At 44.6% G+C, this 13,714-nt stretch carries 13 protein-coding genes and 1 pseudogene; 10 read left to right on the forward strand and 4 right to left on the reverse strand.

Annotation, left to right across the window (positions count from 1 at the left end; genetic code table 11):
• Complete coding sequence (locus tag E7027_02740; GenBank protein MBE6421043.1) at positions 1–552, reverse strand: arginine decarboxylase, pyruvoyl-dependent; 552 nt, start codon at positions 550–552, stop codon at positions 1–3.
• Between the two features lie 121 nt (positions 553–673).
• Between E7027_02740 and E7027_02745 the strand changes: the two genes are divergently transcribed.
• The 6 genes from E7027_02745 (at position 674) to E7027_02770 (ending at position 8,425) form a co-directional block, all read left to right on the forward strand.
• Entirely contained in the window at positions 674–2,758 is a 2,085-nt protein-coding gene (locus E7027_02745; protein ID MBE6421044.1) for a hypothetical protein, read from the forward strand.
• Complete coding sequence (gene coaW / locus E7027_02750) at positions 2,758–3,594, forward strand: type II pantothenate kinase (GenBank protein ID MBE6421045.1); 837 nt, start codon at positions 2,758–2,760, stop codon at positions 3,592–3,594. The genes E7027_02745 and coaW overlap by 1 nt, the downstream gene beginning before the upstream one ends.
• Positions 3,595–4,416 carry a hypothetical protein gene (locus E7027_02755; GenBank protein MBE6421046.1) on the forward strand — a complete coding sequence of 274 codons (822 nt, stop codon included), beginning with the start codon at positions 3,595–3,597 and terminating at the stop codon, positions 4,414–4,416.
• Positions 4,388–5,731: a tetratricopeptide repeat protein gene (locus tag E7027_02760; protein ID MBE6421047.1), complete on the forward strand. Its 1,344-nt coding sequence runs from the start codon at positions 4,388–4,390 to the stop codon at positions 5,729–5,731. The genes E7027_02755 and E7027_02760 overlap by 29 nt, the downstream gene beginning before the upstream one ends.
• 91 nt (positions 5,732–5,822) lie before the next feature.
• Positions 5,823–7,811, forward strand: coding sequence for an excinuclease ABC subunit UvrB (gene uvrB / locus E7027_02765; GenBank protein MBE6421048.1), 1,989 nt, complete (start codon positions 5,823–5,825; stop codon positions 7,809–7,811).
• Between the two features lie 26 nt (positions 7,812–7,837).
• Positions 7,838–8,425 carry a biotin--[acetyl-CoA-carboxylase] ligase gene (locus E7027_02770; protein MBE6421049.1) on the forward strand — a complete coding sequence of 196 codons (588 nt, stop codon included), beginning with the start codon at positions 7,838–7,840 and terminating at the stop codon, positions 8,423–8,425.
• Between the two features lie 49 nt (positions 8,426–8,474).
• Here the strand turns inward: E7027_02770 and E7027_02775 are convergent, their stop codons facing one another.
• A complete protein-coding gene (locus tag E7027_02775) occupies positions 8,475–9,017 on the reverse strand; it encodes a response regulator (protein ID MBE6421050.1) in 543 nt (180 codons plus the stop codon).
• On the opposite strand from E7027_02775, the gene tilS reads away from it, so the two are divergent.
• From tilS to E7027_02795, 4 genes and pseudogenes are all read left to right on the forward strand, one after another.
• Positions 8,889–9,617, forward strand: a complete 729-nt coding sequence (gene tilS / locus E7027_02780) for a tRNA lysidine(34) synthetase TilS (GenBank protein MBE6421051.1) — start codon at positions 8,889–8,891, stop codon at positions 9,615–9,617. The two genes, E7027_02775 and tilS, sit on opposite strands and share 129 nt — an antisense overlap.
• A gap of 69 nt (positions 9,618–9,686) precedes the next feature.
• Positions 9,687–11,144, forward strand: a complete 1,458-nt coding sequence (locus tag E7027_02785) for a UDP-N-acetylmuramoyl-L-alanyl-D-glutamate--2,6-diaminopimelate ligase (GenBank protein MBE6421052.1) — start codon at positions 9,687–9,689, stop codon at positions 11,142–11,144.
• Positions 11,137–12,531 (forward strand): UDP-N-acetylmuramoyl-L-alanine--D-glutamate ligase, encoded by a 1,395-nt coding sequence (murD, locus tag E7027_02790; protein ID MBE6421053.1) that lies wholly within the window; start codon positions 11,137–11,139, stop codon positions 12,529–12,531. Before E7027_02785 ends, murD begins: the two co-directional genes overlap by 8 nt.
• Positions 12,532–12,589: 58 nt before the next feature.
• Positions 12,590–12,724 (forward strand): annotated as a pseudogene (locus E7027_02795) (pilin).
• Positions 12,725–12,883: 159 nt separating this feature from the next.
• On the opposite strand, the gene E7027_02800 reads toward E7027_02795, so the two are convergent.
• The gene (locus E7027_02800) at positions 12,884–13,264 is read right to left on the reverse strand and encodes an acyl-CoA thioesterase (protein ID MBE6421054.1); all 381 of its coding nucleotides are present in this window, start codon (positions 13,262–13,264) and stop codon (positions 12,884–12,886) included.
• A 2-nt stretch (positions 13,265–13,266) separates the two neighbouring features.
• The gene (locus E7027_02805) at positions 13,267–13,683 is read right to left on the reverse strand and encodes a YjbQ family protein (GenBank protein ID MBE6421055.1); all 417 of its coding nucleotides are present in this window, start codon (positions 13,681–13,683) and stop codon (positions 13,267–13,269) included.
• Positions 13,684–13,714: the final 31 nt, after the last annotated feature.

Genomic DNA, 13,714 nt, shown 5'->3' on the forward strand with positions numbered 1-13,714 from the left:
TTATTTTACAAACACAGCCGCAGCGATAACGGTGGTCCATACCCCGTTGGTGCAAACGGCAGACTGGGTAACGTTGGTGGTTTTAACGATTTTACCGCTCATTTTCCAGATTTCTTCTTTCTGGTCCCAAGTGGTGTCGTTATCAAAATCAAGTCCCAATGTAGTGGACAGCATCAAGGCCGCCAAATCTTCGGCGTAATCACCGGCTTGTTTATCCGTTTCCCCGAAACTGTGGTGTTCGGACAGATAACCGTGGTGGGTTCTATCTTTCGGGATAGCCACCCCTACGGATGCGGCAATCATGCGGCGGTATTCGTTGCTGGTGTTTCTGCTGATAACACAATGCAGAATTTGGCCCGGGTGTAATTTTTTCAGCCCTTTTTCAATGGGCACGATTTTGCAACCGGGAGGGAAAATGCTGGACACAGGCACCAAGTTGAAACTGGCAATTTTGGCGTCTCTCAACGCTTCTTCAAAACTGGCCAATTTTTCTTTGTGTCTGCCGATTCCTTTGGTAAGGAATATTTCTTTGGGTACAAAGGCTTCGTACATTTTTATTTTTCCACTAATTCCTTGATATGAATTATTATAATATAAATTATAACAAATAAGACGCCTTTAGAAGCATTTTGTTTGTTATAAGGGGCAGAACCTGTTTATCGGTTGCCCGCGTATGCGAAAAACCGATACAATAAAAGTGTATTATATTACTATGAAAAAAACAAAACTTATTTTACTGATTTTTTTATTTCTTATTTCAACGGGGGCCTACGGTATGGCAGATATGTTCAAAAACGGTGTGTTACATTTTGATTATAAAGCAGAGGAGTTAGCCCCTGCCGAGGCGGCCGCCCGCGTGCAACTGGAAAAAGATTTGGCTGCTTTAATTGCTATCCCGGCCGCCGAGCGCACTTTCGAAAATACCATTATGGGCTACGAACGCGCTTTTGATAAATACAGCGAAGCTTTGGGTATGAGCGGTTTTCTTTCTTATGTTTCTACCGACAAGAATTTCCGCGATACGGCCCTTGCGCTGCAAATGCAAATCAGCCAATATATGGTAGATGTAGCCACTCGCCGCGATGTTTATAAAGCTATTCGCGAATATACGGACACCAACCCTCAACTGGATCCTATCCAAGCCAAACTCGTTAAAGAAATGCTTATCGGTTTTAAGCATAGTGGTATGGATTTAAACGACGAAGATTTGGAAAAATTCAAAGCCCTTAATAAAGAAAAAGCCGAATATGTAATTAAGTTTGATAAAAATGTGCAGGAATACAAAGATCCCCTTGCCGTAACGCGCGAACAACTGCAGGGGTTAGGGGAAGATTACATCGGCAAATTGGAAAAAACGGAAGACGGGAAATACTTGATAACCCTGGACTACCCGGATTATGTTCCTTTTATGCTAAACGCAGACGACGAACAAGCCCGCAAGGCTTTGGAATATAAATACAACCGCCGCGGCGGTGAAGAAAATGTGGAACTTTTAGAAAAAACCCTCACCTTGCGCCGCCAAATTGCGCATTTGTTGGGCTATGAAACGCATGCCGCCTTAAAATTGGAAAACCGCATGGCCAAAAACCCCAAAACGGTAATGTCTTTCTTGAAAGATTTGCAAAAAAAATTAAAACCCATGAGTAAAAAAGAAGACAAAGAAATGTTGGCTTACAAAAACAAAAAAACGGGGAAAAAATCGCGCACGCTTTATCCGTGGGAAAGCGGCTATTGGAGCAATAAATACAGAAAAGAAAATTTGAATTTGGACAGCGAAAAAATCAAAGAATACTTCCCTTCCCAAGTGGTTATTTCGGGCATGTTAGATTTGTTCGGCGGAATTTTCGGTATTACTTTTGAACCGGCGGATATTCCCGTCTGGCACCCCGATGTAAAGGCTTTTCAAATTAAAGATTCCGCCAGCGGAGAACTTATCTCTTATTTCTATATGGATTTGTACCCCCGCGAAGGGAAATACAAACACGCCGCCTGTTTTGACTTGGTCAGCGGAGAAGAAAAAGAAGACGGCTCTTATCAAATTCCGTTCGTGGCGATTGTAGCCAACATGAACAAACCTTCTGCCGACACTCCCTCCCTTCTCAAGCACGGAGAAGTGGAAACCTTGTTCCACGAGTTCGGCCACGTGCTTCACAACGCTCTTACGAAATCTAAATACGGGGCTTTTTCCGGTACCAGCGTCAGTTGGGATTTTGTAGAAACCCCCAGCCAAATGTTGGAACGTTGGGCGTGGGATCCGGCGGTACTCAAAAAAATCAGCAAACATTATAAAACGGGCGAAGCTCTGCCGGACGATTTAATCGCGCGCATGATAGAAGCCAAAAATTTCGGTGCGGGCGGCGGTTATTTGCGCCAAAACTTTTTTGCCCAGTATGATATGACCCTTCACACCCTGGACAAAACCCCTGATACGACCCAACTTTATTTTGATTTAACGAAGAAGATTCGTGCCTTACCGCTTACTAAAAACACAATTCCGCAAGCCTCTTTCGGGCATATTATGGGCGGATACGATGCCGGGTATTACGGCTATTTATGGTCCGAAGTAATTGCCGAGGACTGCTTCAGCGAATTTGAAAAACACGGTATTTTTAATACGGAAATTGGCTTAAAATTCCGTCGTGAAATTTTGGAAAAAGGCGGTACTTTGGAAGAAGAAGAAATGGTACAAAACTTTTTAGGTCGTCCCGTAAACAACGGGCCGTTCCTTAAATCTATCGGCCTGACGGAGGAAAAATAATGAGTGTTGTTATCGGTATTGATGTAGGCGGTTCTACTACCAAAATCGTAGGTTACACAAGCGAAGGCAAACTTGTTTCGATGCTAAAAGTGGAAGCGGCCGATCCTCTTACCTCCGCCTATGGAGCCTTGGGAAAATTTGTAAACGAAAAATCTTTGTCTTTAAGCGATGTAAAACAAATTATTTTAACCGGGGTAGGTTCTTCTTTGTTTCAAAAAGAAGTATATGGGATTCCCACTTCCGCTATCGATGAATTTAAGGCTATTGGTCTGGGGGGATTGGCTCTCTCGGGTAAAAAGGAAGGGCTGATTGTCAGCATGGGAACGGGTACGGCTTTTGTGCGTGCCGGACAAAACGGTATTAAACACATCGGCGGTTCCGGTGTCGGCGGAGGAACAGTGTTAGGCCTTTGCGGTAAATTGTGTGGGGCATCTTCCTTCAAAACCGTAGTGGAATTGGCTGAAACGGGGTCTCTAAAAAAAGTAGATTTGAACATTGAAGATATCAGCAAAGGTGTTATCGCCACGCTCCCGCCCGACACGACGGCCTCCAACTTTGGTAAAATGGAAGACGGCTCCTCGTGCGAAGATTTAACCCTGGGCATTTTGAATATGGTTTTTCAAACCATCGGCATGATGGCGGTGTTTGCGTGCCGTAACGACGAAGTAAAAGATGTTATTTTAACCGGCACACTCACACAGGTTCCTTTTGCGGCGCAAGTCTTTGAAGCCTTGCATAAAATGCACGGCGTAAACTTTATTATTCCGCAAAATGCTATTTATGCCACCGCTACGGGGGCGGCATTATCGTATTTATATCCCGACGGAAAAAACTAAATGACGGCAAGCAATCAGTCTTATAAAAAATCCAGTTTCGGCCCGGCTTTTTTCTTTTTAGGAAAACGCCAGCGGGAGGCCTTGGCAAACTATTACGAGTTCTGCCGTTTAATGGACGATTTGGCTGATGAACCCAATCAGGATAATCCACAACAACAATTGGATACTTGGGCCGGCGAAATTGCCCGCGTGTATGCGGGGTCTCCGCAAACTCCGTTGGGCACGCGCCTGATGCAAGATATTAAAGACTTTGGAATAACCAAAGACCGCTTTTTGTTGTTAATTGAAGGGATGCAAGCCGATTTAAGCGGAAAAACTTACAAATCTTTTGAAGAATTGGAGTGGTATTTGTACCGCGTGGCGGTAATTGTGGGCTTGGCTACTCTTGATATTTTAGGGGTAAAAGGGCCGCAGGCAGATGCGTTATCCAAAGATTTGGGTGGCGCGGTGCAGTTGACTAATATTATCCGCGATGTGTCCAGCGATGCGGAGTTGGGGCGAGTGTATCTTCCCATGGATTTGTTGGAAAAACATAACCTGACCCGCCAAGATGTTTTGGAAGGGAAACACTCTGACAGAGTTTCCTTTGCCCTGCAGGAAACCGATGCGTTGGCGCAAAAACTTTATGCCCGCGCAGAACAGAAAATGCAAGGGCTTCCCCGTCTTAAGATGCTCCCTTGCCGAGTAATGGGGTATGTATATTTTGCAAATCTTGCTAAAATAAGAAAAACAGGTTTTTTATTTACCACTCCGGTTAAATTAAGTAAGTTCGAAAAATTAAAAGAGGTCTTTCATGCGTTTGTTAAAACCTTTTTCAGTTAGTTTGCTTTCTTGTTTACTCGTAGGCCTTGTGGTTGCGCCGGCTAAAGCGCAAGCAAAAATGGACGCATGTTTGGCGGAAGGAAAAAAATTCTTTTCTTCTAAGGAATATGAAGCCGCCCAAAAAACATTTTCACGCTGTGTAAAATTAAATCCTTCCAACGTGGACGCGCAACTTTCTTTGGCCGGGGTTTTTTTGACGCAGGATAAACTTAACGAAGCAGAAAAAGCCTTCCAATCTGCCATTAAATCAATGAAACGGAACTCTCCGTATTGGTCTTATACTTATTCCATGTTGGGAGATATTGCTCTCAAACGCCAGCAAAATAAACAAGCCTTGGACTTATACACCAAATCTCTTTCCTTTAATGCCGCCAATGTAAACTCGTTGGTGGGCAAGGGTGTAATTACCGAATACCAAGGGGATAAACAAGGCTCTGCCGAGTATTACCGCTCCGCGTTGGCGGTAGAACCGTTGAATTTAATTGCACGCAAACGCCTGATAAACCTGGAGCCGGAATACTTAACGAACGATGAAATATTAGCCGCCTTAAAACAACGCTATGCTGTTCCGCCCGACACCAAAGAATTGACCGACGAGTATCGTAAACTCTTTGAAAAAATTCACCAAGCCGAGCAACGCCGCGGGGTTGATTACCTGAAAAACAAACATACTAAAGTTTCGCCGGAGTATGTGGTAACGCTCAACAAAGACACGGAATTCGAGCGCGAAATGCTTACTGCGGCCGGTTTTAAGGTGTTGGAAAAAAATATCGGGCAAGATGCTATTGCCGTGTTCCAACGGGTAGGTGTGCCGATACAAGATGTGTTTGAACTTCGCAACAAAAAAGGTGAAAAAATCTTCACACCCGAAAGCACCCTGACCGAAAGCGGATTCTTTGTGTACACCGAAGCGTTGCAAAACAGAAAAGCCTTTTTGCTGCCGCACGAATCTGTTCCGCCCACGCAGGCCTTTTTGGAAAAAATTGCCAAACATGTAAAAGATTTGGAAGAAGCAGGTTATATCGAAATTTCCCGTTCGGAATATAAGATGATTGAAAATCAAACCAAATGTTCCGAAGAAACGCTCCGCACCCGCCTGGGGTTGTATATCATGCAGATAAACAAAAACGACCGCCGCTATTTCGTGCAGTCCCGCCCTACGCGCGACCCCAAAAAAGGAGTTCCATATTATTACTTAATGGCGGCTCATGCCAAGCGTAATCCTAAAATCAAAGTGCCGCGAAACTCATTGGTCGAAAACTACGCCTACTACGGCTATTCCATTTGTTTAGATGACGGGAACTTGTTAGAATAAAAAATCTTTTGATAAAAAACAGGAACAGTAAAAAGTTCCTGTTTTTTGTTTGGGGATAGAATTGCCTTCCCAAGATAAGTAGAATAAAGATATGGATAAATTCAAACTCGTTTCCAATTTTCGCCCGGCGGGAGACCAACCCAAAGCCATCGATGCTCTTACACAAGGGGTCTTGTCGGGCAAGAAACGCCAAACATTGTTAGGGGTAACCGGTTCGGGTAAAACTTTTACCATGGCCAATGTCGTTGAGCGCCTTAACAAGCCTACGCTTATTTTGTCTCCCAATAAAGTATTGGCGGCGCAGTTATACGCCGAGTTCAAGCAATTTTTTCCCGAAAATGCCGTTGAATATTTTATTTCTTATTACGATTACTACCAACCCGAAGCTTATATCCCGCAAACCGACACTTATATCGAAAAGGATTCAGCCGTTAACGAACAAATCGATAAACTTCGCCTCAAGGCAACTACTTCGCTTACGGCACGCAAAGATGTGATTGTGGTTGCGTCGGTATCTTGCATTTACAACATCGGTTCTCCCGACAGTTTCCGCGAAATGCGTATCTACTTAAAACAAGGTGCCGAGATGACCCGCGCTCAACTTTCGGGCCATTTAATTAAAATTCAATACCATCGCGACGAAATGGAATTTTCTTCCGGCAAGTTCCGTATGCGCGGGCCCAATGTGGATATAATGACCCCTTACAGCCAACACGCGCTACGGGTGGAAATCACAGGAAAAACGATTTCCCATATTTACGAAATACACCCTGTTACAGGGAACGTATTGGCAGAGTTGAAAGAAGCCTGGATTTACCCGGCAAAACATTTTGTTGCTACGGATGAAGATACTTACAACGCCATTGAACAAATCCGCCAAGATTTATTCCTTCGTCATGCGGAACTTATCAAACAAGGTAAAGAAATGGAAGCCTACCGCTTAAAACAGCGTACGGAGTATGATATCGAAATGCTGTTGCAGGCGGGTTTTTGTTCCGGTATTGAAAATTATTCCCGTTATATGGACGGACGCAAGCCCGGGGAGAGACCCTCTTGCTTGTTAGATTATTTTAAGCGGTATGATGATTTTTTGATGATGGTGGACGAATCGCACGTGGCTTTGCCACAGGTGCGCGGTATGTTTAACGGAGACCGCGCCCGCAAACAAATGCTGGTAGATTTCGGGTTTCGTTTGCCGTCTGCTTTAGATAACCGCCCGTTGAAATTTGAAGAATTCGAAAGTTTGCTCCCGTCCACGGTGTTTGTATCCGCCACCCCGGGCCCGTACGAATTAACCGTTTGCGGAAACGATATTGTAGAACAGGTAATTCGCCCCACGGGGTTAGTTGACCCCAAAGTGTATGTGCACCCGACGGCGGGGCAAATAGACCATTTAGTAGAAAAAATAAATGAACATAAAGCCCGCGCAGAACGCACTTTGGTGTTGGCTCTTACGAAAAAAACAGCGGAAGATTTAAGTTCTTATTTTACGGAAAAAAATATTAAAACCCGTTATTTACACTCGGATATAGAATCGTTGGACAGAGTGGAAATCTTAAAAGAATTTAGGCAGGGAAAATTTGATGTATTGGTTGGGATTAACCTGCTTCGCGAAGGCATCGATATCCCCCAAGTGGGGTTGGTGGCTATTTTGGGGGCCGATAACGAAGGGTTTCTCCGTAATACGACCACGCTGATTCAAATTTCCGGCCGGGCCGCGCGCAATGCCGGAGGCGAAGTGGTGTTGTATGCCGATCGCAAGACGGATTCTATCAAGTATGCCTTAAACGAAATGAACCGCCGCCGCGAACTTCAAGAAGCCTATAACAAAGAGCACGGCATTACTCCTAAAACAATTCAAAAAACAGAAGTGGAATTAAAAGAATTCGAACAGCAAACAAAAGCAAGTGCTTTCGGTATTTTGGCGGAATCGTTGCCGGTTCCTACTCTTAAAAACATAAAAGCGGTTGAACAAGATTTGGAACAACAAATGCGTCAAGCAGCCGATGCGCTTAACTTCGAATTGGCTGCGGAATTAAGAGACCGACTGTTAGAACTGCGTCGCATGAAACTGAAATAGAAAAGCCAAATTGGTAAAATATAAATATGGAAGAAATAAAACTCCCTTTGCAATCTGTAACAAAAGTAATCGGGCTGGACACGGTGGACAGCACGCAATCCTTGGCCAAAGTTTTGGCCCAACAAGGTGCCGAAGACGGAACTTTGGTTCTGGCCGGAGAACAAACGGCCGGGCGCGGCCGATACGATCGTTCTTTCAGTGCGGCTCACGGCGGGGTATATTTTACTTTAATTCTTCGTCCGGGCAAACCCGTTTCGGCAAATTCTTCTCTCAGCGTGCGCGTGGGTCAAGCCGTGGCAGAAACCATATCTTCTGTTTTTGATATCAAAACAAAAATCAAAGAACCCAACGATGTTTTGGCGTGGGATAAGAAGAATAAAAAGTGGAAAAAAATCAGCGGAATCTTAATAGAATCTTCCAGCGAAGGTGCCTGTGAAGATTGGGTTCTTGTGGGAGTGGGGGTTAATGTGAACAACCGCTTACCTGCTTCGTTAAAGGATACGGCCGTAAGCCTTAAGCAACTTATCGGAGGGGAAACGAGTAAAGAACTTTTCCTTGATGAACTGTTGGATACTTTTTGGAAACATTACGCCCATTGGTGTTGCGGAGCGTAAAAACATATATTCTGGCAATAAAAAACCCGCCGTTCGGCGGGTTTTATTTTTACATCAAATCTCCAATTGCTTTCTTTACCAGTGCGGTTAAATCTGCCAGCACAAACGGTTTAGAAGCAAAACCTTTCACTTGCGGGAAGGGCAGGAACATTTTTTCGGACTCTACCAACGCGGAAGTGATGATAACGGGAGTGGAAGAAAGCATTTCGTCTTCGTTCATGATGCGCACAATGCTGGCCCCGTCCAACCCCGGCAACATAACATCTAAAATGACCAAGTGCGGGTGGTAGGCTTTAATGGCGGCAATCGCATCTCTGCCCGACTGACAGGAAGCAACTTCGTATCCTTCCCGATTAAGAACCAGTTTTAATAAATCAATAATACCGGCTTCGTCTTCTACGATTAAAATTCTCTTTTTCATATTCTTTTTCAAATTCCCTATATATTTATTATACTTTTTTATATGACAAAAAAAAGTTTTAATGCTTCCGTTCTTCCCCGCATGAGGAATTTCTCGTCCAAACTTATCACTCGAAAAGACAGCGTGTTGGTGGGCTTTAGCGGCGGGGCCGATTCCGTTTGTTTGCTCCATTTTCTAAAATACTTAGCCGTCGAAAAACATTTTGCGTTGGCTGCAGTTCACATCAATCATGGCCTTCGCGGTAAAGAGGCGGCCCGGGATCAATCCTTTTGCAAAAAAATTTGCAAAGAGTGGGACATTGAATTTTTTTGTGAAAAAGTAAATGTAAAAAAATTGGCCAAAGAGCAAGATTTAAGCCCCGAACATGCCGCCCGCAAAGCCCGTTACGGGGCTTTCATGCGTGTATGCAAAAAATGGGGAGCAACCAAACTGGCCCTTGGGCATCATTTAGATGATCAGGCCGAAACTTTTTTATTGAATCTTTTGCGCGGAACAAAAGCGAAGGGGCTAGGGGGAATTCCGGTTCGGCGCAATTTGTGTACGCAAACGGAAATCGTTCGCCCTCTTCTGTGTGTTTCCCGTCAGGAAGTAATGGATTATTTGAAAGGGAACGGCCTTACCCATATTACGGACGAAACCAATTTCGATGATGCCTTCCGCCGCAACTGGGTGCGCGGAACACTCTTGCCTTTGTTGGAAACCAAACAACCTCAAATTCGGGCACATTTGGCTCAAATGGCCGAAGAAATTTCTGCCTTGTTTTCCAAATAAAAGGGCCTAGTTTTTTCTGGGCACTTTTTTCTGTTTTCGTGTGATTTGCAATTTGCTACCATATCCTATATGGCAAAATCTATTGTGTTGGAAAAAGCCCTCCAAAAAGGTCTGCAAGTTACCGGTCTTACCTTTCGTTCTCAAGAGGTAAAACCGGGGTTTGTGTTTTTTGCATTGAAAGGGGCCAATGTGGACGGGAATTTGTTTATAGAAGAGGCTATCTCCGCCGGAGCGGTGATGGTAGTGTCTTCCTTCCCTGCCGCGAAACAATACAATGTTTTGTATCATCAAACAGAAGATATCGCCCGCGATATGGCCGATGCCGCATATGAGTTTTATGCTCGTCCTTCCGATAAAATGCGTATGTTCGGTATTACGGGAACAAAAGGCAAAACTTCTATTGCTTATTTGCTGGAATCTGTTTTATCCGCAGCCGGAGAAAAGGTTGGTGCGTTGGGCACGGTTAATTACCGCATCGGCGGCCGCAAAGTGTGCGATGCCCCCAACACAACCCCCGCCGCATTACCCCTATTTGGTTTGCTCAACCAAATGAAAGCGGAAAATTGCACAAGCGTTGTAATGGAGGTTTCTTCCCACTCGTTAGACCAACAACGCGTGCGCCATATTTGGTACGATACGGCTGTTTTTACCAATATCCAACGCGATCATTTAGATTATCACCTCACTTTTGAAAATTATTTTTTAGCCAAGCAGAAACTGTTTGATAATTTAACCGACCCTCTTAATCCTAAGCCAAACCGAGTGGCGGTTGTTAATGCAGATGACCCCTACGGCCGGCGTTTGCTGAACGATTTGAACGGGCGTGTAAAAACGGTTACCTTTGCTTTGGAAAATCCGGCCGACTTCAAGGCGGAAAATATCCGCGAATTTTTAACTCATACCGAATTTACCGTAAACGGTGTGCCGGCCAAAATCAATTTGCTGGGGCGGCACAATGTATATAATGCGTTGGCTGCTTGGGCGAGTGCCGCGGCAAACGGAATTTCGCAGGAAGATATCCTGCGCGGTTTGGCGGCTCTTTCCGGGGTTCCGGGCCGTATGGAGCGCATAGATGAAGGGCAACCTTTTTATGCTTTTGTAGATTTTGCTTATACGGACGAATCTTTGCAACGCGCTTTCAAAACGGTAGAACCGTTCAAAAAAGGGAAAGTGTTTGTTGTGTTTGGTTGCGGGGGGCAACGAGACCGCACCAAAAGACCTCTCATGGGAAAAACGGCCTGCACACATGCGGACAAAGTTTTTTTAACCAACGATAATCCCCGTTGCGAGGATCCCAACCAAATTTTTGAAGATATTTTGACCGGAATGAAGGAATTTTCCAACTACGAAGTCGTTCCGGACAGAGCCCAAGCCATTGGACGGGCTTTGCAGATTGCCCAACCAAATGATATTGTTATTGTGGCAGGGAAAGGGCATGAAGACTATCAGTTAATCGGCACAACCAAACACCATTTTTCGGATCAGGAAACGGTGCGCGCCTTCTTGAAAGGAGAAAAAAATGTTTAAACCGGAAAAATGGATAGGAAAGAAAGCCTGTGTGTTAGGCCTCGGTAAGAGTGGCCGCTCCGCCGCGGAGTTATTGGCATCCAGGGGTTTTTCGGTGTTAATCAGCGAGGAGGCGCCTGTGGCGCATGCCAATCGTTTGTCGTTTGTCCCCGGGATAGAAGTGGAAACCGGGGGGCATAGTTCCCGCGTGTTTGAGTGTGATTTTTGGATAAAAAGCCCTGGTATTTTCCCCAAAAACCCCGTTTTATTGGAAGCCAAAAAAAGAGGAATACCCGTTTTTAGCGAATTGGAAGTTGCTTTGGCTTTTATGCCTTCCAAAGTCCGTGTTTTTGCCGTAACGGGAACGAACGGAAAAACCACCACCACCGCTTTATTGGGAGAAGTGCTGAAGGAAGATGCTTTGCGCCAAAAGAAAGGGCGGCAAGTGTTTGTGTGCGGAAATATCGGCAGTCCCGTTTCGCTGTGCGCTTCTCAAGTAAAATCGGGAGATGATGTGGTAATAGAAGTTTCCAGTTATCAGTTGGAAGACAGTACCTATTTCCGTCCCAATATTGCGTGTGTATTAAATATAACGCCGGACCATTTGGATCATCACGGCGGAATGAAAGGATATATCAAAGCAAAAGGGCGTGTATTCAAATGGCAACGCGAAAAAGATGTATTGGTGCTTAATGGCGCCGATACGGTTTGTGCGGAATTTTCCGAAAAAGCCAAAAGCACTGTGCTTGCTTTTTCCACCCACCCGAAGCATTTACTGAAAAGTGATGTGTTTTTTGACGGAGATGAACTTATTTTCAGTGAAGGGTACCAAATCCGTCCGCCGAAACTTAAGGGAATCCACAACATTGAAAATGCCATGACGGCTGCCCTCATGGCTCTTTCTGCGGGAGTATCTGCCGACACCATACAAACGGTATTTTCCCGGTTTCAGGAGATGGAGCACCGCATTGAACAGTTTGCTTACCATCGCGGTGTTATCTATGTAAACGATTCCAAGGCTACCAATTTGGACTCCACTATTACGGCGTTAAAAAGTTTTGAAAAGTGCCGCAATATTTGGTTGATTCTCGGGGGAAGAGATAAGGGCGCTTCTTACGAAGTGTTGCGCCCCTATTTACAGGAATATTGCAAAAAAGTACTGACCATCGGTGAGTCTATGGACAAAATCGAACAGGAGCTGAAAGGTTACCCGGTTATTCGTTGCGGCACGCTGGAACAGGCAGTGGCAACGGCTATGAAGGGGGGAATAAAAGGAGATGTTGTTCTTCTTTCTCCGGCCTGCTCCTCTTTTGACCAATTCAAAGATTTCGAAGAGCGCGGCAGAGTGTTTAAGAGACTGGTAAACGCCTATGTTTTCAAAGACCGTGTAGAAGGGGATAAAAAGTAATCTTTTTTTCGACAGAGCCTATCTATTTGACCGCATGATTTTTGAGAGAATATTTTTTGTGCGGAAAGGTTTTACGTTAATAGAATTATTGGTGGTGGTCCTCATTATAGGTGTTTTGGCCGCAGTGGCACTTCCGCAATATCAAAAGGCTGTTGCAAAAAGCAGAATAGTGGAATTTCTGTTGCAGGGAGAAATGATTCGCAGAGATGAAAAATTTTGTTAGGGGGTTAGGTTGGAAAGAATTAGGCGGAGAAGGGGACAGAATCCGTTGGCAACCTTCTTTTTCATGGACTAAGAAATAAAAAAACCCGGGCTTAACGCCGGGGTTTTTTATAATAAGAGTTCCTGTTTTTTACTGTTGCATGGCCGCTTTTACTTCGGTTCCCATCGGGGTCGGCATGCCGGAAGAATTTACACAAACAAGAGTTGTTTTCCCTTTAGTACAAAGACGGCCGTTTTGATTTTTAATCACATGTTCAAAAACAATTTTAATATCCGAAACTTCCGCCACTTGGGTAGATACGTCAATTTCATCTCCGTAGCGGACGGGAAACTTGTATTCCACTTCTTGGCGGGCTACCACAAAATACAATCCGCGTTGCATAAGAGCGGGAACAGAAAAACCCTTTTCTGCCATGTGTAAGGTGCGGGCTTCTTCAAAAAATTTTAAGTAGTTTGCATAATAGACCACATTTCCGCAGTCCGTATCGTGGTAAAAAATCGTTTTCTTCATATTTATTCTCCGATAATTTTAATTAAAATCCGTTTGTTTCTTTGGCCGTCAAATTCCCCGTAAAAAATGGTTTCCCAGGGGCCGAAGTCCAGTTGTCCGTTTGTTACGGCTACCACCACCTCGCGGCCTAGCAAGGTTCTTTTCAGGTGGGCATCGCCGTTATCTTCTCCGGTTAAATTGTGCTGGTAGCGGTCTACCCCATAAGGGGCCAATTCTTCCACCCAACGCAAGTAATCGGCGTGTAACCCCCGTTCGTTATCATTGATAAATACACTGGAAGTAATGTGCATGGAATTGACCAAGCACAAACCTTCCTGGATGCCGCTTTTTGCAAGGGCCTCTTCCACTTGCGGGGTAATATTGACGATTTGGTATCGTTTTTCCGTACAAACGGTTAGATATTGCGTATAAGATTTCATATAATAAATTATACTTGATTATGCTGTAACT

Source organism: Elusimicrobium sp. (assembly GCA_015062115.1).
Lineage (GTDB): Bacteria > Elusimicrobiota > Elusimicrobia > Elusimicrobiales > Elusimicrobiaceae > Avelusimicrobium.

Bases quoted from the DNA above. Each gene is read 5' to 3' on its own strand.
- E7027_02740 (MBE6421043.1), bottom strand. From the start codon at position 552: ATGTACGAAGCCTTTGTACCCAAAGAAATATTCCTTACCAAAGGAATC.
- E7027_02745 (MBE6421044.1), top strand. From the start codon at position 674: ATGCGAAAAACCGATACAATAAAAGTGTATTATATTACTATGAAAAAA.
- coaW (MBE6421045.1), top strand. From the start codon at position 2,758: ATGAGTGTTGTTATCGGTATTGATGTAGGCGGTTCTACTACCAAAATC.
- E7027_02755 (MBE6421046.1), top strand. From the start codon at position 3,595: ATGACGGCAAGCAATCAGTCTTATAAAAAATCCAGTTTCGGCCCGGCT.
- E7027_02760 (MBE6421047.1), top strand. From the start codon at position 4,388: ATGCGTTTGTTAAAACCTTTTTCAGTTAGTTTGCTTTCTTGTTTACTC.
- uvrB (MBE6421048.1), top strand. From the start codon at position 5,823: ATGGATAAATTCAAACTCGTTTCCAATTTTCGCCCGGCGGGAGACCAA.
- E7027_02770 (MBE6421049.1), top strand. From the start codon at position 7,838: ATGGAAGAAATAAAACTCCCTTTGCAATCTGTAACAAAAGTAATCGGG.
- tilS (MBE6421051.1), top strand. From the start codon at position 8,889: ATGACAAAAAAAAGTTTTAATGCTTCCGTTCTTCCCCGCATGAGGAAT.
- E7027_02775 (MBE6421050.1), bottom strand. From the start codon at position 9,017: ATGGAGCAAACAAACGGAATCGGCCCCGCCGCTAAAGCCCACCAACAC.
- E7027_02785 (MBE6421052.1), top strand. From the start codon at position 9,687: ATGGCAAAATCTATTGTGTTGGAAAAAGCCCTCCAAAAAGGTCTGCAA.
- murD (MBE6421053.1), top strand. From the start codon at position 11,137: ATGTTTAAACCGGAAAAATGGATAGGAAAGAAAGCCTGTGTGTTAGGC.
- E7027_02800 (MBE6421054.1), bottom strand. From the start codon at position 13,264: ATGAAGAAAACGATTTTTTACCACGATACGGACTGCGGAAATGTGGTC.
- E7027_02805 (MBE6421055.1), bottom strand. From the start codon at position 13,683: ATGAAATCTTATACGCAATATCTAACCGTTTGTACGGAAAAACGATAC.